The following is a 21,029-nucleotide window of genomic DNA, read 5'->3' on the forward strand; positions in this document are numbered from 1 at the left end:
CTCCCCCTTCCTAAGCCTTGTAGATCTTGACGCGCACGGTGTCGATGACGCCGCCGTGGATCGGGTCGATGTACCCGAAGTCACCACTCATCAGATCGTTCATGTTCGTGTCCTCGACGAGGTCCTTGCCCATCCACGAGGTCTTGCGTCCGCGCGCGCCGCCGATGCCCACGCTGTCGGGGCGGACGGTCTCGGTGAGGTGCGCCTTGCCCTTCGTCGTGCCGAACAGCGATTCGACCGTGATCAGATCGCCCTCGTTGATGCCCTTGTCGGCCGCGGTCTTCGCGTTGACCAGGATGGAGTTGTCGTCCGGCATGTACTTGCTCGAGTAGTCGCGGCGGATGGGGTCCTGGTCCATGTTGGCCAGGCGGAACATGTAGAACGGCTGGCGGTAGTTGAACCCGTACAAGTCGTACTCGGCCGGCGCGGAGTCGATCTGGCGGTTCTCGGGCCAGTACGGCACGGCGCAGTAGCGGCGGCGCAGCTCGTCGATGGGGAACTTGATGGTGCCCTCAAGATCGAAGCCGCTCTCCTGCACCTCGCGCAGCTTGGGAATGAGGAAGTCGCCCGAGCGCTTCTGCGCCTCGAGGTACACGGTGAAGCGGATCTTCTGGTTGCGGTGCGAGGGGTACACGTCCGCGCCGTAGAAGCCGTTGTACGGCATCATCTTCACCTTGTCCAGGTGGTCGAGGCCCTTGTCGGGTCCGAACGCGCTCTTCAGGCAGCGGTCGAACATCTCCTCGGCGGTGTACTTCACGCCCGGCTCAAGCTTGTACTCGGGATTCTCGAACTGCACGGCCGCCGGCGGCACCTGGCCGAAGCCCGTGAGCGCGGCGTAGCCGATGCAGCCGTTCTGGTTGGCCGTCTCGTTCCACAAATCGATGAGGCCCATGCGGTCGAAGATCTCGATGAGCTGGTCGTTGCCGTCCATCGTGTTGAACATGGGCTTCATGCCCTTGCGCACCACCACGCCGCGGTTGGAGGCCGCGAACGCCGGGTCGGTGTTCGTCGCCGAGCCCTCGTTGCCGGGGAACAGGTGGCAGGTATGCGTTTCGAGCGATGCGTGCTCGGGCAGCAGCAGGTCGGACAGCATGGCCATCTCGTCCATATGGTAGCAGCCCTGGTAGATAACGTAGTCGACGCTCTTCATGGCCTGCTCGGCAACCTCGGGGTCGGCCGTGACCGTGATGGGGTTCGAGCCGCACGACACCACGACCGACGGCTTGTAGTCGAAGCCGTACTTCTCGGGGTCGCACATGGTGCGCATCATGAGGGTGTTCGTGGAGTGGCGGTGCGGGAACACGTCGGCGTAGTCGAGGCCCTGCGGCGGCCAGTTGAACTTCGTGCACGTCTTGGCCTCGAAGTAGGGCTCGGTGGTGCCGTCCAGCTCGTTGGGCAGGTAGTCGCAGTACATGTTCGAGATGATGCCGCCCGGGTTGCCCACGTTGCCCAGGAGCATGTTGAGCACGCGGCTGTAGATGTCGCAGAGCGTGCCGTCTTCCTGGTTGGTGATGCCGCGGCCGATGATGACGGCGGCGGGACGCAGCGGCAGCGTTTGGCCGTCGATTTCAACCGTAGAGCCGAACGAGGCGTATTTCACCAGGTTATTGGCGATCTCGCGGATCTTGTCGGCGGGAACGGAGCTGTACGCCTCGGCCCATTCCGGCGTGAAGTCTTTGAGAGATTCTTTGAAGGCTTGGAATGCGGGCTGACAGGCGACGCCTTCAACCTCATAATTGCCGAACAGAGCAGGATCAGCGAGCGACGGATCGTCATGAGACTTGGCGGAATCGGACGATGCATCCCAGATCAAGGGCTTGCCGTCGGCGCCACGGACATAATCGCCGTTGGCGTCGATCAGGTAAGGCGAGTTGGTCCTGTTCTTCACGAACGGCTCGTCGAAGCCGTTCTCGATCTTGTAGAGCATGCAGTGCATCCACGAGTACACGAGCGAGAGGTCGCTGCCCAGCTTGGCCGACACCCATTCGCCGCGCGTGGCCTCCATCGAGGCGCGCGGGCCCACCGTGACGAACTTCAGGCCGCGGCGGAGACCGTCTGCGAAGCTGCGCGCGTCGCCGCCCGCCAGACCGGAGTCATAGCCCACCGACTTGCCGAGGATGACCAGGTAGTCGCAGTACACCGCGTCGTAGTTCACCGTGGGGAACGCCGAGAGCGTGTAGCAGCCGCCGTAGTGGATGGCGCACATCTGGCCCTTCGTGGAGCTGGAGTTCGGCGTGCCGAGCGCCATGGCCCACAAGCCGATGCCCAGGGTTGCATGGCCGCTCTCATAGGGGGCGAAGCTGTACATCTGCACGAGCTTGCGGATGTCCGTGTCGTAGCATTCGCGGATCTTCTCGGCAGCCGTGTCGAGCGCCTCGTCCCAGGTGATCTCCACCCAACCGGGGTCGACCTCCAAGCCCTTCTCGGGGTTGGTGCGCTTCATGGGCGCCTTGATGCGATGCGGGTTGTACACGTTCATGATGGCGCTCTTGCCGCGCGGGCAGAGCGTTCCGGCGTTGTTCGCGCGATCGGGGTCGCCCTCGATGTTGACGACGACACCGTCCTTCATGGTGGCGACGAAACTGCAGCTGCCGCACAGCATGCACATGCGACAGTGGCCGTACACCTCGCCCGTCTCGCCCTGCGCCGCCGCGTTGGGCGCGTTCGCGAACGCCTTCACGGGCTTGTACGTCAGCGAGCTGCCCAAGGCGGCAGCGGCACCCAGGGCGCCGGCGCCCTTCAGCAGGGTGCGCCTCGTGACGTTCATCGTGTTCAGGTTCATAGTCTAGCTCCTCCTTACTTGACGTGCGTTTTGGAATCCTTCTCGTGTCCTGCTCCTGAAGATTGAGGTTCCCTCCTCGTTCCTCGATCCCTCCTTTCGATGCCGGCCCGCCTTCAGACGGTCGTGATTTCGGTACAGGTATCCAGACATCGCGCTGCGATGGCTTTCGAATGGGAGTGCTGCGATGGGGATTGCGCAGGCCGCGCGCTTGCGGGCGGCCTGCCTGCGTCATTCTTCGGCGGCTCCGGGAGCCTGCTCGCGGCCTTCGAACAGAATATCGAGTTTTTGCTTGAACAGAAGCTCGTAGGGGTAGTCGTAGCGGTACATGCCCTTGTCGAGCTCTTGGAAGAAGATGGCCACCACGATCTGGGCGAACACGCGGCTGTCGTAGGAGCCGGTAAGCGTGCCCGCCTCCTTCGCGCGCTGGATGATGGCGGCGTAGATGCTCACCAGCTGGCCGCGCGTGGCGAGCTCGGCGTCGAGGTGCTCGCGGCTGGCGTAGATCTCGTAGCTGTAGGCCAGGCGGATGTCGTTCGCCTGGAGCTCGGTCACGTCCTCCGCGCCCTCCGGCGAGAAGAAGATGCCCTGCGTACCGCGGATGTCCTCCAGCAGCACGGCGAGCACGGCCTCGCTCGCCGGCATGTCCTCGGGGAGGTCGTCCGCAAACGCCCGCAGGTGCTCGACGGAGTTCTTGCCGATCTCGGTGAGGAAGTCCCCCTTGGACGGATAGTAGCGGTAGAGCGTGCCGGTGGATACCTCGGCCTTCTTCGCGATATCGCTGAGCGTGGTGTTCTGGTACCCGTTCTTCAGGAACAGGTCGGCAGCCACCCGGTAGATACGCTGCTTCGTCTTCGAGCTGCAGATGTACCCTTTCGCTGACATACGCATCCTCCAGCTACGGCCCCACACCGTCCCGATCCTATATTGAGTCCGAACTCAATTTTGAGTTCGGACTCATCTTACGACCGTTTGTGTCGTTTGTAAAGAGAAATATTGAGTTTGGACTCAATATTTCCTGGAGTCGAGGATGGCAAGCTCCCGCAGGCCCACTTCCCTCATGCAGAACGAGCCGTCGGGCTGCTGCTCCAGCACGTTCGCGCTCTCGCCGAGCACCGCGGACGGGCATGCCTCCCGCACTGCCGGCACGAACGCGCACGGGAACGCCGCGCTCGGGACGGCCGGGTTGAAGTCGCAGGGAATCCCCGCGCCCGCCGCCCAGTCGCGCACCGCCGCCGCATCGCCGCCGAATGCCTTCGCGCACTTCAGGAAGGGGTCGTCTTCCCCCTACCCCATCCAAGGGTAGGCCGCCTGCAGCCCCGCGCTGGCCACGAACGGCTTGTTCTGAAGACCTGTCCGCCCGCGAGATAGAGGTGTTCGACCTGCTGGCCAAGGGCCGCGGCACCGCCTACATCCAGGACAAGCTCTACATCTCGCCCCACACGGTGAAGTCGCACACCTACAAGATATACCGCAAGCTGGGCGTGAGCTCGCGCGAGGAGCTGCTCACCCTCGTGGAGAACGCCCCAATCGGCGACGACGGCGACGGGGCGGAGACGATCTGACGCCAGGCCTGCCTGCTGTTGTCCCTCGTGAACGGGAAGTCGCCGTTCTTGATAGAAAATGAAGGCTAGGGAGGCCGCTGCGGGCAAGCGAGAACGCGCGGGCCGCTCCCGAGACGATAGCGGCCCGCGCGAGGCAAGGGCAACTGGCGCCGTTGCCCGAGAAGGAATGCAGGAGTCCCTGCGCAGGTGGAGCTTTCGACACCGGCCCTGAAAACCAGCATCGGCGGCCCGAGGGCCGCCGATACGCAGTTCGCCGTTCTTTCGATGCTTCCCTACTTGAAGAAGCCGTCGTAGTTGTGCATCTTCAGCTGGCTCTCCACCTTGCTCATGGTGTCGAGGGCCACGCCGATCATGATGAGGATCGAGGTGCCGCCGAACGCCTGGATGAGCGTGTTGCCGGTGAAGAAGAACACGATGGACGGCACGACCGCGATGGCGGCGATGAAGATGCCGCCGGGCAGCGTCACGCGGTGCAGCACGTTCTTGATGTAGGTGACCGTGGCCGTGCCCGGGCGCACGCCGGGGATGAAGCCGCCCTGCTTGCGCAGGTTGTCGGCCGTGTCCTCGGGGTTGAACACCATGGAGGTGTAGAAGTACGCGAAGAACACGATCAAGAGCACCGTGAGGATCCAGTTGATCCAGCCCGTCGACATCGCGTTGGCCACGTTCGTGAGCCACTCGATGTTGAAGAGCGCCGCCAGCTGCGCCGGGAAGTAGATCAGGCAGCTTGCGAAGATGATGGGGATGACGCCCGCCGCGTTCACCTTCAGGGGGATGTACGTGGACTGGCCGCCCATCATCTTGCGCCCCTGCACGCGCTTGGCGTAGTTAACGGGGATGCGACGCTGCGCGCGCTCCACGAAGATGATCGCGGGGATGCACGCCAGCACCACGAGGATGATGAGCGCCGTGATGGCAATGCCCATGCCCAAATCCGCCGTCAGGTTCACCGACGAGAAGATGGCGCTCGGCACGCGCGACACGATGCTCACGAAGATGATGAGCGACATGCCGTTGCCGATGCCGCGCTGCGTGATGAGCTCGCCCATCCACATGATGAACGCGGTGCCCGCCACGAGCGTGAACACGACGATGAAGTCGGTGAGCAGCTCGGGAACCTCCGTGCTGAACACCACGCCGTACGCCGGCGACTTGAACAGGAACAGGTAGCCCACCGCGTTGATGAGGCCGAGGCCCAGCGTCAGGTAACGCGTCACCTGCGTGATCTTCTTGCGACCCGCGTCGCCCTCCTTCGCCCAGCGGCCCACGGCGGGAATGACGCCCTGCATGAGCTGCATGATGATGGAGGCCGTGATGTAGGGCATGATGCCCAGCGAGAACACCGAGAAGTTCGACAGCGCGCCGCCCGTGAACAGGTCGAGCATCGTCATGGACACGCCCGAATCCTGGAACGAATTCGCGAACTCGTTGAACGGGATGCCCGGCACCGGCACGTACGCGCCGAAGCGGTACAGTGCGAGGATAGCCAGCGTGAAGAGGATCTTCTTACGCAGCTCCGGTACCTTGAACGCATCGATGATCGAGCTTAGCAAGGCTCTTCGACCTTTCCTCCAGCTGCTTCGATCTTCGCCTTGGCCGAAGCAGAAACCTTATCGACCTTGACCGTGAGCGCCTTGGTCAGGTCGCCGTCGCCGAGCACCTTCACCAGCGCGTCGGCATGCTTGATGATGCCCTTGGCCTTCAGGCTCTCGCCGTCGACCACGTCGCCGGCCTCGAACTTCTCGTCGAGACGGCTCACGTTGACAGGCAGGTACTCCACATGGTTGATGTTCTTGAAGCCGGGGAGCTTCGGCAGACGGCGCGCGAGCGGGGTCTGGCCGCCCTCGAAGCCGACGCCCTTGCCGCCGCCAGCGCGGGACTTCTGGCCGTTCATGCCGCGGCCGGACGTCTTGCCCGTGCCGGAGGCGGGACCGCGGCCCACGCGCTTGCGGGAATGGGTGGAACCCTCGGCCGGCTTGAGATCCTTCAATTCCATGGTTGTGACTCCTTCTCAGTCGCAAACGGGCCTGCGGCCCGCGCTGGCAGCTCGCCGCCAGCTAACTTCCGTTATGCGTTCCGCCCTTGGCGGAAACGCGATCACGCCGCGGAGGCGGCGATGATTCACAATCGAGTATGATAACACGCGCCGCCCGGAGGCGGCGCGCATATCTTCGATGATTTACAGCTCTTCGACCTGCACGAGGTGCTTGACCTTGAAGATCATGCCGCGCACGCAGTCGTTGTCCACCTGGTCGACCGTACGGCCGATCTTGCCGAGGCCGAGCGCACGCAGCGTCTGGCCCTGGTCGGCTTTGCGGCCGACGGAGCTCTTCACCTGGGTGATGCGCAGCGTCTTCTTCGCGTCTGCCATTACTCCTTCTCCTTCCAGCCGTAGATCTTCGCGACGGACGTGTCGCGGCGCGCGGCCACCTGCTCGGGGCTCTCCATGTTCTTGAGGCCCTCGGCGGCCGCCTTCACGATGTTCATGGCGTTATTCGTGCCGAGAGACTTCGTGAGCACGTCGGTCACGCCGGCGAGCTCCATGATGGCGCGCACCGGGCCGCCGGCGATAACGCCGGTACCGGGCGTGGCCGGCTTGATGAGCACGCGGCCAGCGCCGTAGATGCCCATGATCTCATGCGGCAGCGTCTTCTCGGGCGTCAGCGGCACGGTGAACATGTTCTTCTTCGCGTCCTCGACGCCCTTCTTGATGGCGATGGGCACTTCCTGGGACTTGCCCATGCCCACGCCGACGCGGCCGTTGCCGTCGCCGACGACCACGAGCGCGGTGAGCGCGAAGCGGCGGCCGCCCTTGACGACCTTGGACACGCGGTTGATGTAGACGACGCGCTCCTGGAGCTCGGGAACCCCGGCGTCGTTCTGCTGCTTGTTACGAGCCATAAGCTTTAACCCCTTCTAGAATTTCAGGCCGGCTTCGCGAGCCGCATCGGCCAGAGCCTGCACGCGCCCGTGATACAGATGACCGCCACGGTCGAACACGACCTCCGTGACGCCGTTCTCCTGCGCCTTCTTGCCGACGATCTCGCCGAGGGCAGCCGCGCCCTCGACGGTGCCGCCCTTCTTGCCCGTGGCCTTGAACTCGGCACCGAGCGTGGACACGCCGCAGATGGTCTTGCTGGCGACGTCGTCGACGAGCTGGACGTAGATGTTGTTGTTGCTGCGCGTGACGCACAGGCGCGGACGCGCCGCCGTGCCGGAAACCTTGCCGCGCACGCGGCGATGGCGGCGAGCCAACCCGGCTTGTTTCTTCTGAAGCTTGTTCATGATTATCCCTTCGATCTCAAACCGTGTAGAGGCTCAAACGTTAGTCGCCCTTGGCGGCCTTGCCCAGCTTGCGACGCACATGCTCGCCCTCGTAGCGAATGCCCTTGCCCTTGTAGGGCTCCGGCTTGCGCCACTTGCGGATGTTCGCCGCCACCTGGCCGACCTGCTCCTTGCTGGGGCCGGACACGATGATCTCGGTTTGGCTCGGGACCTCGAACGTGATGTTCTCCGGCGCCTCCACGAGCACGGGATGAGAGAAGCCGAGCTGCATCTCCAGGTCCTTGCCCTTGAGCGCGGCACGGTAGCCGACGCCCACGAGCTGGAGCTTCTTGGAGAAGCCGTTCGCGGTGCCCTCGACCATGTTCGCGATGAGCGTGCGCACGAGGCCGTGGAAGGCCTTCGCGTCGCGGCTGTCGTCCGGGCGCTCGACGATGATGTCGTCGCCCTCGCGCTTGATGATCATGATCTCGGGGAAGCTGCGGGTGAGCTCGCCCTTCGGGCCCTTGACCGTCACGGTGGTGCCGTCGATGGTAACGTCGACGCCGGCAGGAACGGTGATGGGCTGTTTGCCGATACGAGACATATCTACCTACCTCCCTTTCCTACCACACGTACGCGATGACTTCGCCGCCAACGCCCTTTTTGCGGGCGTCGCGGTCGGTCATCACGCCGAGGCTCGTCGAGATGATTGCGGTGCCGAGTCCGCCGAGCACCCGGGGCAGCTCGTCCTTGCCCGCGTAGATACGCAGGCCGGGCTTCGAGATGCGCTTGATGCCGCGGATGGTCTTGGCCTTCTTGTCGCCGTACTTCAGCACGATCTCCAGCGTCGCGCGGGGCTCGCCCTCGACGACGTCGTAGCGCTGGATGTAGCCCTCTTCCTGCATGATGCGGGCTATCTCGACAAGCTTCTTGCTCGACGGCATGGAAACCGTCTGCTTGCCGGCAGAGTTTGCGTTACGCACGCGCGTAAGCATGTCTGCGATGGGGTCGGTCATGGTCATGGTTCTGTTCTCCTTTGATCCGTGATGAGCCGCGCGCACGGTTCGTCGGCGCCCGTAACGCCTCCGCCTTCTACGCGGGCACACCCTTGAACGTGACTTGAGTCTGGCGGCTTACCACGAAGACTTGGTCACGCCGGGCAGTTCGCCTTTGTTGGCCAGCTCGCGCAGGCACACGCGGCACAGGCCGAACTTGCGGTAGTAAGCGCGGGGGCGTCCGCAACGCGTGCAGCGGTTGTGCTGGCGCGTCGAGAACTTCGGCTCGCGCTTCGCCTTGGCGATCATCGATTTCTTAGCCATGCAATTCCTTCTTTCCTATCCTCGACCCGCGCTCGCGCGCGGGTGCAAGTACCATCGTGGGATCAAGCAACCTACTTGTCCTTGAAGGGGAAGCCCAGCGCGGAGAGCAGCGCGAAGGCGTCCTCGTTGTTGTCCGCGGTCGTGACGACCGTGATATCCATACCGCGCGTGCGGTCGATCTTGTCGTAGTCGATCTCCGGGAAGATCAGCTGCTCGGTGATGCCCATCGTGTAGTTGCCGCGGCCGTCGAAGCTCTTCGGCGAGATGCCGCGGAAGTCGCGGACGCGCGGGAGGGCGGTCGCCAGCAGGCGGTCCAGGAACTCCCACATGCGGTCGCCGCGCAGCGTGACCTTGCAGCCGATGGCCTGGCCCTCGCGCAGGTGGAAGCCGGCGATGGACTTCTTGGCGCGCGTGACGCAGGGCTGCTGGCCCGTGATGGTGCGCAGATCGGCCATGGCGGCGTCGAGCAGCTTCGAGTCGGAGGCTGCGGCGCCCACGCCCATGTTCACGACGATCTTCTCGAGGCGCGGGACCTCGTTGATGTTCTTGATGCCGAGCTCCTGCTCGAGCTTGGGCACGATCTCGGTCTTGTACTGTTCCTTCAGGCGAGGAGCGGTCATTTCGTTTCCTTTCGATGAATTAAACGCAGGATTTCCGACCCGGCGTCCCCGGCGGTGCCGGGGTCATGTTCATGCGGTTGCCGCGCTGCGCGCCGTGGCGGCGCGCAGCGCCCGCAGGCTTGCTATTTGTCGATGTCCTTGCCGCACTTCTTGCAGACGCGGATCTTCTTGCCGTTCTCGTCGCGCTTCTTGCCCGTACGCGTGGGCTGCTTGCACTCGGGGCAGATGACCATGACGTTGGACACGTGGATGGGGGCCTCCATGGTGGAGATGCCGCCCTGCGGGTTCTGCTGCGTGGGGCGCATGGCCTTCTTGATCATGTTGACCTTCTCCACCACCACGCGCTCCTTCTGCGGAAGCGCGCGCAGCACGACGCCCTCCTTGCCCTTGTCCTTGCCGGACAGAACCTTGACCTTGTCGCCCTTCTTGATGTTCATACCACTCATATTACGCACACCTCCCCTACAGCGTTTCCGGTGCCAGAGACACGATCTTCATGTACTTCTTGTCGCGCAGCTCGCGGGCAACGGGCCCGAAGATGCGGGTGCCGCGGGGCGCGCCGTCGTTGTTGATGAGCACGGCGGCGTTCTGGTCGAACTTGATGTAGCTGCCGTCGGGGCGGCGGACTTCCTTCTTCACGCGCACGACGACGCAGCGCACGACCTCGCCCTTCTTGACGTTGCCGTTGGGCGCCGCTTCCTTCACGCTGCAGATGATCACGTCACCGAGGCCCGCGTAACGGCGCTTGGAGCCGCCGAGGACCTTGATGCACTGCACCTTGCGAGCGCCGGAGTTGTCGGCCACTGCGAGCATGGTTTGCATCTGAATCATTGCTGTAACCTAACTTTCCTCTTACGGGCATGCATGCGAGCACGCAGGCTATTTGGCCTTTTCCACGATCTCGATCAGACGCCAGCGCTTCATCTTGGACAGCGGGCGCGTCTCCATGATGCGCACGGTGTCGCCGACGCCGGCCTCGTTGTTCTCGTCGTGGGCGTGGAACTTCTTCGTGGTCGTCATCATCTTGCCGTACACGGGATGCGGCTTGCGCTCCTTGACTTGCACGACGCAGGTCTTGTCGTTGACGGCGCTCACCACGGTGCCCTGGCGGACCTTGCGGGAGTTACGATCTTCACTCATGTATATAACCTTCCTTATCCGCGCTCTAGGCGTTCAGCTCGCGGGCACGCATCTCGGTCTGGATGCGGGCGATGTCCTTTTTGACCTGACCCACGCGGGCGGTGTTGTCGAGCTGGCTCGTGGCCATCTGGAAGCGCAGATTGAAAAGCTCCGCGCGCGCTTCTTTGAGTTTCGCCTGCAAATCGTCGGCAGAAAGCTCACGGATCTCTGCTGCTTTCATTTATTCCTGCCCTTCCGTTTCCTTGGAAACAATCTTGCACTTGATGGGCAACTTGTTGATGGCGAGACGCAGAGCTTCCTTGGCGGTCTCCTCGTCGACACCGTCGATCTCGAACATGATGCGGCCGGGCTTGACGACGGCGACCCATGCCTCGGGGTTGCCCTTGCCGGAACCCATGCGGGTTTCTGCCGGCTTCTGCGTGATAGGCTTGTCGGGGAAGATCGTGATCCACACCTTGCCGCCACGCTTCATGTGACGGGTCATGGCGATACGGGCTGCCTCGATCTGGCGGTTGGTGATCCAGTGCGCCTCGAGCGCCTGGATGCCCCACGTGCCGTGGTTCAGCCGGGTGCCGCCCTTGGCCTTGCCCTTCATGGAACCACGCTGCACCTTGCGGTGCTTGACGCGCTTAGGTACGAGCATTTACTTCGCCCCCCTCTCGTTGCGGTCGTTGCGACGGGAACGGTTCGGGCGGGAGCTGCCCTCGAGCGCCGGGTTCGGCGCCTTCTGGCCGGGGAGCATCTCGCCGTGGTACACCCACACCTGCACGCCGATGGAGCCCATCGTGGTGGCGGCGGTGCAGAAACCGTAGTCGATCTTCGCGCGCAGCGTGTGCAGCGGCACGCGGCCCTCGCGATACCACTCGCGACGGCTCATCTCCGCGCCGCCCAAGCGGCCGGAGCACTGGATGCGGATGCCCTTGGCACCGCTCTTGCGGGCGGACTGGACCGCCTTGCGCATGGCGCGACGGAAGGCCACGCGGCCCTCGAGCTGCTCGGCCACGGACTGCGCGATGAGCGCGGCATCGAGCTCGGGGCGCTTGACCTCGACGACCTCGATGGACACCGGGCCGCTGGCAACCTTCTCCAGCTTCTTGCGCAGGGAGTCGATCTCGGCGCCCTTCTTGCCGATCACGACGCCCGGGCGGGCCGTGGTGACGATGACCTTGATCTTGTCGCCGGCGCGCTCAATCTCAACCTTGGAGACGGCGGCACGGGCGAGGTACTTGTCCAGGAACTTCCTGATGGCCAAGTCGTTTTCCAGGTTCTTGGCGTAGTCCTTGTCGGAGTACCAACGGCTGCGCCAATCTTCGGTGATGCCAAGGCGGAACCCGGTGGGGCTAACTTTCTGACCCATACGGCTTATGCCTCCTCTCGCGGTGCAACGATGATCGTGATGTGGCTCGTGCGCTTGCGGATGCGCGACGCGGAGCCCTTGGCGCGCGGACGGATGCGCTTCAGCGTGGGGCCCTCGTCGACGAAGGCCGTCTTCACGATGAGCGATTCCGGACGCACGTGGTGCTGGTGCTCGGCGTTGGCCACGGCGGAGTTCAGCGTCTTCTCGACGGCTTCCGCCACACCGCGGTTCGTGAACGCGAGGATCTCGCGGGCCTGGATAACGGACTTGCCGCGGACCAGGTCTACTACGATGCGCGCCTTGCGGGGCGAAACGCGGACATAGCGTGCTACAGCTTTAGCTTCCATTGTTTTCACCCCTTCTTATCGCTTGCCCTTGTCGGCGGAGTGACCCTTGAACGTGCGGGTCGGGGCGAATTCGCCCAGCTTGTGGCCGACCATGGATTCGGTGACGTAGACCGGCACGTGCTTGCGGCCATCATGCACGGCGATGGTGTGCCCCACCATCTCCGGGAAGATGGTGCTGGAGCGCGACCAGGTCTTCACGACGTTCTTCTCGCCCGCCGCATTCATCTTCTCGATACGATCAAGAAGCCGCGGCTCAACGAAAGGACCCTTCTTCAAACTTCTACTCACTATTACTCCTTAACGCTTTGCGCTACTTCTTGCGACGGCGGATGATCAAGCGGCTCGAAGCCTTCTTGGGATTGCGGGTGCGATGGCCCTTCGTGGGAACGCCCCACGGGGTGACCGGGTGACGACCAGCGGACTTGTTCTTGCCCTCGCCGCCGCCGTGCGGGTGGTCGACCGGGTTCATGACGGTACCGCGGACGCTGGGGCGGATGCCCTTCCAGCGGTTGCGTCCGGCCTTGCCGATCTTGATGTTGGCATGCTCGGCGTTGCCGACCTCGCCCACCGTGGCGCGGCACGTGATGAGCACGCGGCGCATCTCGGAGGACGGCATGCGCAGGATGGCGTAGTTGCCCTCCTTGCCCATGAGCTGGATACTGGTGCCGGCGGAACGCGCGATGGCGGCGCCCTTGCCCGGCTGCAGCTCCACGGCGTGGATGAGCGTGCCGACGGGGATGTTGGCCAGCGGCAGCGCGTTGCCCGGCTTGATGTCGGCCTCGGGGCCGCTCATGACGGTGTCGCCCACGCGGAGGCCCTTCGGATGAAGGATGTAGCGCTTCTCGCCGTCGACGTAGTGCAGAAGGGCGATGCGGGCGCTGCGGTTCGGGTCGTACTCGATGGTAGCGACCTTCGCGGGCACGCCGTCCTTCTGGCGCTTGAAGTCGATGATGCGGTAGCGGCGCTTGTTGCCGCCGCCCTGGTGCCGCGTCGTGATGCGGCCGTTGTTGTTGCGGCCCGCCTTGTTCGACAGCGGCGCAAGCAGGGACTTCTCCGGCTTGTCCGTCGTGATCTCGGCGAAGTCCGAGACCGTCTGGAAACGTCGGCCCGGGCTCGTCGGCTTGTACTGTTTGACTCCCATTACTGTCCTTTCTTCGGATCTTTGCTCGCACGCCTCTCCGTACCCCAAAGACCCCTTGTCGCTTCGTGGACTGCCGATTGCCGCTGCGCCTTGGGGAGGCTTGACGCACGCGACTCCGGTGTACCACGCGTCCGGGTGTATCTATCAATGACCAGACGCAACCGAGAATTATAAACCCCTCCGGGTCAGGTATCAAGAGTTGATTTGCGCACACAACTTGCGCACAAGTTGCGGAGGGTGGTACGAGGGCGCGGAGGGGGCGCCGTGACCGCTCGCCCCGCCTGCCGCCTTCGGCGGCGTGCGACACGCAGGTTCCCGACTGCCCGGAGGACGATGCGACCCCTTTGCGCGCGGGGAGACGCCCTTTCTGGCAGAAAATGGAGGGTATTCATCGCCATCTGGGGCAGCTGCGGGCGCTTGAGGAAAGGGCATGCCTCCCAACAGGGGAAACGCGACTGTTCGTCGTCGAGGACAGTTCGGCAGCGCGGTATCGACGCCTCCAGCGACGAATAAATTGCATAATCTGCCACAAAACGCAGCCCTCCGCGCCCGCAGGCTTCGGCCGCTTCCGAGGATCGCGGCTCAAGCGCGGCAAAGAGCGGCTGGCGAGCACGTGCGCCGAGGGACTGCAGTTGCTCCGGGGCGACGAGGCGCCGCAGCCCCTTCAGCACAGAGGGTTTCGCAGCAACGTCCGCAAAGGCCTTGGAAGGCTAGGGGCGGCGGGGTCCGCGGCCTCCCTTGGCACGCCCGCTTTTCGGGGACGAGGCTCCCGGGCGCTTCGGCGAGCCCTTCGCGGCCTTGTGCGGCGACGAGGGACGGGAGGACCGGTCGGCGGCGTCCCTGCCGGCCGGCTGCTTCGCAGAAGGCTTGCCGCCGTCCTTACGCGTGGGTTCGCCCCTGCCTGCGCCCTTTCCTTTCCCCTTGCGAGCACCCTCGCCCTTGCCGCCGCCCTTGCCGCTTCCCTTGCGCGCAGGGTCGGCCTTGCTCGCGGCCTTGCGCAGGGTGGCGGAGCCGGACGCCTTGCCGCGGGGGCCCTTGGCGGGCGGGGCGCCCTCGGGGCGCACGAGGCATTCGCGGCCGTGGCCCACCAGGTCCATGCGGCCGGCCTTCTTCAGGGCCTCCAGCACGAGGGGGCGGTTCTTCGGATCGCGGTACTGGATGAGGGCGCGCTGGAGCGCCTTCTCGTGCGGGGACTTCGGCACGTAGACGGGCTGCATGGTGTGCGGGTCCACGCCGGTGGCGTACATGACCGTGGACATAGTGGAGGGCGTGGGGTAAAAGTCTTGCACCTGTTCGGGCATGTACCCCAGGTCGCGCACGTACTCGGCCAGCTCCACGGCCTCGTCGAGCGTGGAGCCGGGGTGCGACGACATGAGGTAGGGCACGAGGTACTGCCTCTTCCCCAGCTCCTCGTTCGCCTGCTCGTACTTCTGCACGAAGCGCTCGTACACGGCGCGGGGCGGCTTGCCCATATGGGCGAGCACGGTGTCGGACACGTGCTCGGGTGCCACCTTCAGCTGGCCGCTCACGTGGTTCTCGCAGAGCTCGTAGATGAACTCGTCGCCGTGCTTGCGGTCGGCCAGCACGTAGTCGAAGCGGATGCCGGAGCGCACGAACACCTTCTTCACGCCGGGGAGCTTGCGCAGCCGCTCGAGCAGCTTGAGGTAGTCCACATGGTCCGCCTCGAGGCGCTCGCACGGCTCCGGGAACAGGCAGCGCTGGTGCGGGCAGGCGCCGGCCTTCGTCTGCTTGGCGCAGGCGGGGGCGCGGAAGTTCGCCGTGGGACCGCCCACGTCGTGGATATAGCCCTTGAAGTCGGGATCGTCGGTGATGGCCCGCGCCTCCTCCACGAGCGAGTCGTGGCTACGCGCCTGCACGATGCGCCCCTGATGGAACGTGAGCGCGCAGAACGAGCACTCGCCGAAGCAGCCGCGGCTGCTGGTGAGGCTGAACCGCACCTCCTTGATGGCCGGCACGCCGCCGGCCTCCTCGTACATCGGGTGGTACGTGCGCGCGAAGGGCAGGCGGTAGACGGCGTCCATCTCGGCCTGCGAAAGCGGGGCGGCCGGCGGGTTCTGCACGACGAACTCGTGGTCGGAATACGGCTCCACCAGACGCTTCCCGATGAAGGGATCGCTGTTGGCGTACTGCACGGCGAAGCTGCGCGCGTAGTTCAGGGGATCGGCCTGCAAGTCGGGGAACGAGGGCAGCTCCACCGCATCGTAGACGTGCGCAAGCGAGTTCGCGCGGTAGACGGTGCCGTCGATGAACGTGAGGTCGTCGATGGACAGGCCCGCGGCAAGCGCGTCGGCTATCTCAACCACGGAGCGCTCCCCCATGCCGAAGCTCACGAGGTCGGCCCCGGAGTCCAGCAGGATGGAGCGCTTCATCTTATCCGACCAGTAGTCGTAGTGCGCGAGCCGCCGCAAGCTCGCCTCGATGCCGCCCAGCACGATGGGCGTCTTCTTGAACGTGCGGCGGATGAGGTTGCTGTAGACGACGGCCGCGTGGTTCGGGCGCAGGCCCGCCTGCCCGCCCGGCGAGTACGCGTCCTCGCGGCGGCGCTTCCTGGCCACGGTGTAGTGGTTCACCATGGAGTCCATATTGCCGGCCGACACGAGGAACGCCAGCCGCGGCTCGCCGAGCGCAGCCACCGAGGCCGGGTCGTTCCAGTCGGGCTGCGCGATGACGCCCACCTTGTAGCCGTGCGACTCCAGAAGCCGCGTGACGATGGCCGCGCCGAACGAGGGGTGGTCGACGTACGCGTCGCCCGACACGTAGACGAAGTCGACTTGGTCCCAGCCGCGTTCCGCCATATCCTGACGGTTCACCGGGAGAAACTGTGCGCTCATGGGACTCCTTGCCGGCGCGCGGGGCGCGCATGATCGTTTCCGCTACCCCGCCATCGTAGCGGAAATGCGGGGCATCCGCCACCCGCGTAACCCCTTCCCCACGACCTGATGACGCCTTCGGGCCGCCGCTGCAGGGATGCGGGGAGGCGGCTAGACTGTCCCGATTGAGACCCCGAACCGCCTTCGCGCGCTCAACCCACCCCCGCGGAACGACCGTCGGTCCCCGCGAACCGACAGCAAGGAGAAGCCATGCACCTGCAGACGTACAGCCAATGGCGCGAGACGTGCATCGCGCTGCATATGGTGGCCCAGATGATGGGCAAGGTGAAGCTGGAATGCCTCGAGCCCCAGCCGGAATGGGGCCACGTGCTGCTCGAGCCGGTGCCCGACGGGTTCTCCACCGGCTTCGTGCCGCACGGCGCGGGCGGGTTCGAGATCCGGCTGCGCCTGGACGAGCCGCAGGTGCAGGCCGTGGCGACGACCGGCGAGGAGGCGTCGTTCCCGCTCGAGGACGGCACGTCCGTGGCCCGCTACTACGAGCGGTTCACGCTGCTTCTGGAGGCTGTCGGGCACCCGGTGCCCCTCTACCCGGTGCCGCAGGAGATGTTCACCCAGACGCCCTTCTACGCGCTCGCCGAGCCGCTCGCGTTCGACGGCGGGGCCGCCTGGAACTACTTCGAGCAGTGCCTGTTCGCCCAGGGCGCCCTGCTGGACTTCTCGGCCGGCTTCCGCGGGAAGAAGATGCAGCCGTCGCTGTTCTGGGGAACGCTCGATCTGACGTGCGTGCTGTTCTCGGGAAAGCCGTGCCCGTACGCGGGAGAGGGCGGCATCGTGGAGCGCGTGGCGCTCGACGAGCAGTTCGTGGAGTTCGGCTTCTGGCCGGGCGACGAGAAGGCCGACGACCCGGCGTTCTTCGTGATGGCCTATCCCTTCCTCGAGGGGGTCATGCCCGAGGTTGACGTGCCGGGCGCGTACTACGACCCGTCGAGCGCCGAGTACTTCCTCAAACTGGAGGACGTGCTGCGCGCTGACGACCCGCACGCCGCCGTCGTGAGGTTCTGCCACGACGCCTTCGTGAACATCGCCGCGAACCAGCGCTGGGAGCGCTTCGACTGGCTCACGCGCCCGCTGCTGGTTTAGGGAGCCGACTCGAGGTCAGCCGCGGGTTTCGGGCACGAGCACGCCGAGGGCGCGGGGCACGACGTCGATGGCGTACTCGGCGGCCTCAAGGGGCTCTCCGTCGATCTGGACGGGCGGGGGCGCGTCGAAGCGCACCGACAGCGTGCGGGCGCGGCGCAGCTCGATCTGCCGAAAGCCGGTGTGGCGGCCGCCCTTTGCCAGCAGGAACACGAAGACGGCGCGCGCGACGCCGAAGGGCGGGTGCGCGATGCACACGTCCAGCAGGCCGTCGTCGATGCGCGCGTCCGGGCAGATGCGGAAGCCGCCGCCGTAGGTGGGGCCCACCTGCACCGCGAACGTGAACGACGCGCCACGCACCGGTTCGCCGCCGTCGAACGAGGCGGTGTAGCGGTGGCAGTCCAGGTGGTGCAGCAGCTGGTCCATGCCGCTGGCCAGGTAGAGCGCCGTGCCGGTGCGGCCCGTGCGCGCCCGCCGCTCCACCGTGTCGAGCGCGATGGCCGCGTCCACGCCGAAGGAGAGCGTCTCCACGAAGAACTCGCCGTTGCACCGGCCCACGTCGGCGGGGCGCGCGCGGGCTGCGAGCAGCTGCGCCACGGCCGCGTCCACCGAGCGCGCCGACATGCCGAGGGTGCGCGCGTAGTCGTTTCCCGAGCCCACCGGCACGATGCCGAAGGTCGGGCGCTCCCCCGCCGGCAGCCGCATGAGCCCGTTGGCCGCCTCGTGGATGACGCCGTCGCCGCCGAGGGCGAGCACCGTGTCGTACGCGCCCGCGCCCGCCGCCAGGCGCACGGCCTCGCCGGGCCCGCGCGTGGACGCCACGTCGAGCGCGCCGTCGCCCAGGGCATCGCCCAGCAGCGCCGCCGCGCGCTCGGCCGCGGCGGCCCCGTTGCCGTTCTGCGCCGCCGGGTTGGCGATGAGCAGCGTCTTTCCCAAAGGGGTTGGCATGGGCTTCCTTTCGCTCGGCTCGTTCCCGCCGGGTTGGGACCCTTGGCGGATGCTATCGCCGCCTATTATAAGGGGAAAGGGGCGCGACCGGCAGCGGTTACCTCCCCACGCCGTCCACGACGGCGCGCTGGAGCTCTTCCAGGCTGGCGGCGTCGGCGGTCCACTGGTGCGCGAGCGTGCCGAGCGCGAGGTCGAAGCCGCACTTCTCCAGCGCCTCGGCCACCTCGTCGGGGCCGTTCTTGCCCCAGCCGTACGAGCCGAACGGGATGCCCACGCGTCCCTCCCAGCCCGTCTTCGGCGAGAGGCCCTTGAGGTAGCAGAGGAAGGCCGCGACCGTGGGCATCATCCCGTTGTTGAGCGTGGGCGAGCCCACGGCCACGTACTTCGCCGACAGCACCTCGGTCATGATGTCGGAGATGTGGTTCGCCTTGAGGTCGAACAGGCGCGCGGGGACGCCGCACTCGATGAACGCCTCCAGTATCTCGCGGGCCATGGCCTCGGTGGTATGCCACATGGAGTCGTAAACCACCACGGCGTAGTCCTCGGGCGCGAGCGAGCTCCAGCACGCGTAGGTGTCCAGGATCTCGGGGACGTGGCTGCGCCAGACCACGCCGTGGCTCGGCGCGATCATGTCGATGTCCAGGCCGCCAAGGGCTCCCAGCGCACGCTGGACGTGGCGCGAGTAGGGCATCACGATGTTCGCGTAGTACTTCTTGGCCTGGGCCAGCACCTCGGGCAGGCCCACCTCGTCGTCGAAACGCTTCGAGGAGGCGTAGTGCTGACCGAACGCGTCGTTGGAGAACAGGATGCGGTCGGCATCGGAATAGGCGACCATGTTGTCGGGCCAGTGCACCATGACGGTCTGGGTGAACGTGAGCGTGCGTTTGCCGATGGCGAGCGTGTCGCCGGTCTTGACGGGCACGTGGCCGCGGTCGCCGTAGTGGGCGGCGAGGCCGCTCACGCCGTGCGGGGCGCTCGCGTAGATGCGGGCGTTCGGCGCCAGCGCGCAGAGGGCCGGCAGCGCGCCGGAATGGTCCTGCTCCACGTGGTTCGCCACGATGTGCTCGATGCGCGCGGGGTCCACCACCTCGCGCACGCGCTCGACGAGCTCGTCGGCGAACGCGGGCTTGCACGTGTCGATGAGCGTGGGCTGCTCGTCCATGATGAGGTAGGCGTTGTACGTGGACCCCCGGTCCGTCGTGTAGCCGTGGAAGTTCCGCTCGTTCCAATCGACGCCCCCGACCCAGTACACGTCCGGCTTTACCTCGACCGCATGCAGCATGACAGGCTCCTTCCTCTTTCCGTTTTGCTCCAGTATAGCGGCGTGGCGCGGTTGTCAGAGGGGTGCGCGGGGTAATTGTTAGCGAAATGCCCGCATTCGGGCTGAGCGGATGAACGGGCACGCGCGGGCGCAGTTCTCGCGGGCGTTACCGCCGCCGAAGGGCCCCGTAACGCCGCGCGCCGGGACGGGAAGGCGGGCGGCCGCAGGCGTAAGCTGCGGCCGTACCCCGAAGGGAAGGAGCCCCTTATGACGCAAACGGCAACGCTCGAGACCCAGGCACCGAAGGCGGGCTACGCCATGGACGACGTGCGCGCGAACGTGGACCCAAGGCCGCAGCTCGAAAGCGAGGACTACCGCCCCGCCGGCAAGCTCGAGGGCAAAGCCGCCCTCGTGACCGGCGGCGACAGCGGCATCGGCGCCGCCGCGGCCATCGCGTTCGCGAAGGAGGGCGCCGACGTGGCCCTCGTGTACTACTCGTCCGACGACGACGCGCAGGCGGTGACCGGGCGCATCCGCTCGCTCGGCCGACGTGCGCTCGTGTTCAAGGGCGATGTGGGCGACGAGGAGTTCTGCCGCCGCACGGTGGGCGGCATCGTGGACGCCTGGGGCCGTCTGGACGTGCTCGTGAACAACGCCGGCGAGCAGACGCCGCAGCAGAGCATCCTCGACATCACGCAAGCCCAGCTCGTGCGCACGTTCCAGACGAACATCTTCAGCATGTTCTTCTTGGTGAAGGCCGCGCTGCCGCACCTGCCGGAGGGCGGGGCCATCGTGAACACCACGTCGGTGACGGCCTACCAGGGAAGCCCCCAGCTCTTGGACTACTCGGCCACGAAGGGCGCCATCACGGCGTTCACCCGCTCGCTTTCCGAGAACGAGGAGCTGGTCAGCCGCGGTATTCGCGTGAACGCGGTGGCGCCCGGCCCCATCTGGACGCCGCTGAACCCCGCCTCGTACGGCACCGACAGCAGCAAGGTGCGCCACTTCGGCGAGGGCGTGCCCATGGGGCGCCCCGGCCAGCCCTACGAGCTGGCCCCTGCCTACGTGTTCCTGGCCTGCGATGACTCTAGCTACATCTCGGGGCAGGTCATTCACGTGAACGGCGGCACCGTGGTGAACGGATAGGCGGGAATTCCGACGCCTGGCGGCAGAAAACGGCCGGTGGGAGTGCGGCAGCCCGCTTGGACCGCCTAGACGGCGTAGCCGAGCCGCCTCCTGCGGCCCGTGATCGTATCGTACACCATCCGGCCCTCCTCGCGGAAGCCCTTGAGCCTGCCG

The 21,029-nt window shown here is 65.7% G+C and carries 27 protein-coding genes; 3 read left to right on the forward strand and 24 right to left on the reverse strand.

Going from position 1 to position 21,029, the window contains the following annotated elements; translation table 11 throughout:
* Nucleotides 1–10: 10 nt before the first annotated feature.
* From C1877_RS13610 to C1877_RS13620, 3 genes are all read right to left on the reverse strand, one after another.
* Nucleotides 11–2,782 (reverse strand): molybdopterin-dependent oxidoreductase, encoded by a 2,772-nt coding sequence (locus tag C1877_RS13610; RefSeq protein WP_015539817.1) that lies wholly within the window; start codon nucleotides 2,780–2,782, stop codon nucleotides 11–13.
* 228 nt (nucleotides 2,783–3,010) lie between these two features.
* Entirely contained in the window at nucleotides 3,011–3,664 is a 654-nt protein-coding gene (locus C1877_RS13615) for a TetR/AcrR family transcriptional regulator (protein WP_015539818.1), read from the reverse strand.
* Nucleotides 3,665–3,787: 123 nt separating this feature from the next.
* Complete coding sequence (locus C1877_RS13620) at nucleotides 3,788–4,009, reverse strand: hypothetical protein (RefSeq protein ID WP_041239443.1); 222 nt, start codon at nucleotides 4,007–4,009, stop codon at nucleotides 3,788–3,790.
* A gap of 20 nt (nucleotides 4,010–4,029) precedes the next feature.
* On the opposite strand from C1877_RS13620, the gene C1877_RS15940 reads away from it, so the two are divergent.
* Nucleotides 4,030–4,344, forward strand: coding sequence for a response regulator transcription factor (locus C1877_RS15940; protein ID WP_083809063.1), 315 nt, complete (start codon nucleotides 4,030–4,032; stop codon nucleotides 4,342–4,344).
* 272 nt (nucleotides 4,345–4,616) lie between these two features.
* Here C1877_RS15940 and secY read toward each other — a convergent pair whose 3' ends face one another.
* From secY to C1877_RS13720, 19 genes are all read right to left on the reverse strand, one after another.
* Nucleotides 4,617–5,897: a preprotein translocase subunit SecY gene (gene secY / locus C1877_RS13630; protein WP_041239445.1), complete on the reverse strand. Its 1,281-nt coding sequence runs from the start codon at nucleotides 5,895–5,897 to the stop codon at nucleotides 4,617–4,619.
* A complete protein-coding gene (gene rplO, locus C1877_RS13635) occupies nucleotides 5,891–6,340 on the reverse strand; it encodes a 50S ribosomal protein L15 (protein WP_015539819.1) in 450 nt (149 codons plus the stop codon). The genes secY and rplO overlap by 7 nt, the downstream gene beginning before the upstream one ends.
* Nucleotides 6,341–6,523: 183 nt before the next feature.
* A complete protein-coding gene (gene rpmD / locus C1877_RS13640) occupies nucleotides 6,524–6,715 on the reverse strand; it encodes a 50S ribosomal protein L30 (protein WP_015539820.1) in 192 nt (63 codons plus the stop codon).
* A complete protein-coding gene (gene rpsE, locus C1877_RS13645) occupies nucleotides 6,715–7,245 on the reverse strand; it encodes a 30S ribosomal protein S5 (RefSeq protein ID WP_015539821.1) in 531 nt (176 codons plus the stop codon). Before rpsE ends, rpmD begins: the two co-directional genes overlap by 1 nt.
* A 15-nt stretch (nucleotides 7,246–7,260) precedes the next feature.
* Nucleotides 7,261–7,629 carry a 50S ribosomal protein L18 gene (gene rplR / locus C1877_RS13650; protein ID WP_015539822.1) on the reverse strand — a complete coding sequence of 123 codons (369 nt, stop codon included), beginning with the start codon at nucleotides 7,627–7,629 and terminating at the stop codon, nucleotides 7,261–7,263.
* Nucleotides 7,630–7,669: 40 nt separating this feature from the next.
* Entirely contained in the window at nucleotides 7,670–8,212 is a 543-nt protein-coding gene (rplF, locus tag C1877_RS13655) for a 50S ribosomal protein L6 (RefSeq protein ID WP_015539823.1), read from the reverse strand.
* Nucleotides 8,213–8,231: 19 nt separating this feature from the next.
* Nucleotides 8,232–8,630, reverse strand: coding sequence for a 30S ribosomal protein S8 (rpsH, locus tag C1877_RS13660; protein ID WP_015539824.1), 399 nt, complete (start codon nucleotides 8,628–8,630; stop codon nucleotides 8,232–8,234).
* A gap of 111 nt (nucleotides 8,631–8,741) precedes the next feature.
* Nucleotides 8,742–8,927, reverse strand: a complete 186-nt coding sequence (locus C1877_RS13665; RefSeq protein WP_041239446.1) for a type Z 30S ribosomal protein S14 — start codon at nucleotides 8,925–8,927, stop codon at nucleotides 8,742–8,744.
* A gap of 71 nt (nucleotides 8,928–8,998) precedes the next feature.
* Nucleotides 8,999–9,547, reverse strand: coding sequence for a 50S ribosomal protein L5 (gene rplE / locus C1877_RS13670; protein WP_015539826.1), 549 nt, complete (start codon nucleotides 9,545–9,547; stop codon nucleotides 8,999–9,001).
* Nucleotides 9,548–9,669: 122 nt separating this feature from the next.
* Nucleotides 9,670–9,993 carry a 50S ribosomal protein L24 gene (rplX, locus tag C1877_RS13675; RefSeq protein ID WP_041239447.1) on the reverse strand — a complete coding sequence of 108 codons (324 nt, stop codon included), beginning with the start codon at nucleotides 9,991–9,993 and terminating at the stop codon, nucleotides 9,670–9,672.
* 16 nt (nucleotides 9,994–10,009) lie between these two features.
* Nucleotides 10,010–10,378 carry a 50S ribosomal protein L14 gene (gene rplN / locus C1877_RS13680; RefSeq protein WP_015539828.1) on the reverse strand — a complete coding sequence of 123 codons (369 nt, stop codon included), beginning with the start codon at nucleotides 10,376–10,378 and terminating at the stop codon, nucleotides 10,010–10,012.
* Between the two features lie 48 nt (nucleotides 10,379–10,426).
* The gene (gene rpsQ / locus C1877_RS13685; protein WP_015539829.1) at nucleotides 10,427–10,687 is read right to left on the reverse strand and encodes a 30S ribosomal protein S17; all 261 of its coding nucleotides are present in this window, start codon (nucleotides 10,685–10,687) and stop codon (nucleotides 10,427–10,429) included.
* Between the two features lie 25 nt (nucleotides 10,688–10,712).
* Nucleotides 10,713–10,907 carry a 50S ribosomal protein L29 gene (gene rpmC / locus C1877_RS13690; RefSeq protein WP_015539830.1) on the reverse strand — a complete coding sequence of 65 codons (195 nt, stop codon included), beginning with the start codon at nucleotides 10,905–10,907 and terminating at the stop codon, nucleotides 10,713–10,715.
* Nucleotides 10,908–11,330, reverse strand: coding sequence for a 50S ribosomal protein L16 (rplP, locus tag C1877_RS13695; RefSeq protein ID WP_015539831.1), 423 nt, complete (start codon nucleotides 11,328–11,330; stop codon nucleotides 10,908–10,910).
* Nucleotides 11,331–12,044, reverse strand: coding sequence for a 30S ribosomal protein S3 (gene rpsC / locus C1877_RS13700; protein ID WP_015539832.1), 714 nt, complete (start codon nucleotides 12,042–12,044; stop codon nucleotides 11,331–11,333).
* 5 nt (nucleotides 12,045–12,049) lie between these two features.
* Nucleotides 12,050–12,391: a 50S ribosomal protein L22 gene (gene rplV, locus C1877_RS13705; protein WP_015539833.1), complete on the reverse strand. Its 342-nt coding sequence runs from the start codon at nucleotides 12,389–12,391 to the stop codon at nucleotides 12,050–12,052.
* 15 nt (nucleotides 12,392–12,406) lie between these two features.
* Nucleotides 12,407–12,679, reverse strand: a complete 273-nt coding sequence (gene rpsS, locus C1877_RS13710; RefSeq protein WP_041239448.1) for a 30S ribosomal protein S19 — start codon at nucleotides 12,677–12,679, stop codon at nucleotides 12,407–12,409.
* A 22-nt stretch (nucleotides 12,680–12,701) separates the two neighbouring features.
* Nucleotides 12,702–13,532: a 50S ribosomal protein L2 gene (gene rplB, locus C1877_RS13715; RefSeq protein ID WP_015539834.1), complete on the reverse strand. Its 831-nt coding sequence runs from the start codon at nucleotides 13,530–13,532 to the stop codon at nucleotides 12,702–12,704.
* A 710-nt stretch (nucleotides 13,533–14,242) separates the two neighbouring features.
* Nucleotides 14,243–16,384 (reverse strand): YgiQ family radical SAM protein, encoded by a 2,142-nt coding sequence (locus tag C1877_RS13720; protein ID WP_114569419.1) that lies wholly within the window; start codon nucleotides 16,382–16,384, stop codon nucleotides 14,243–14,245.
* Between the two features lie 249 nt (nucleotides 16,385–16,633).
* On the opposite strand from C1877_RS13720, the gene C1877_RS13725 reads away from it, so the two are divergent.
* Nucleotides 16,634–17,524, forward strand: a complete 891-nt coding sequence (locus C1877_RS13725) for a DUF5996 family protein (RefSeq protein WP_015539835.1) — start codon at nucleotides 16,634–16,636, stop codon at nucleotides 17,522–17,524.
* Between the two features lie 15 nt (nucleotides 17,525–17,539).
* On the opposite strand, the gene C1877_RS13730 is transcribed toward C1877_RS13725, so the two are convergent.
* Together C1877_RS13730 and C1877_RS13735 are read right to left on the reverse strand one after the other, a co-directional pair.
* Nucleotides 17,540–18,469 (reverse strand): diacylglycerol/lipid kinase family protein, encoded by a 930-nt coding sequence (locus C1877_RS13730; protein WP_114569420.1) that lies wholly within the window; start codon nucleotides 18,467–18,469, stop codon nucleotides 17,540–17,542.
* A 97-nt stretch (nucleotides 18,470–18,566) separates the two neighbouring features.
* Complete coding sequence (locus tag C1877_RS13735) at nucleotides 18,567–19,751, reverse strand: FprA family A-type flavoprotein (RefSeq protein ID WP_114569421.1); 1,185 nt, start codon at nucleotides 19,749–19,751, stop codon at nucleotides 18,567–18,569.
* 246 nt (nucleotides 19,752–19,997) lie between these two features.
* On the opposite strand from C1877_RS13735, the gene C1877_RS13740 reads away from it, so the two are divergent.
* Complete coding sequence (locus C1877_RS13740) at nucleotides 19,998–20,876, forward strand: SDR family oxidoreductase (protein ID WP_114569422.1); 879 nt, start codon at nucleotides 19,998–20,000, stop codon at nucleotides 20,874–20,876.
* The last annotated feature ends 153 nt before the right edge of the window (nucleotides 20,877–21,029 follow it).

The organism is Gordonibacter pamelaeae (assembly GCF_003340385.1).
Classification (GTDB): domain Bacteria; phylum Actinomycetota; class Coriobacteriia; order Coriobacteriales; family Eggerthellaceae; genus Gordonibacter; species Gordonibacter pamelaeae.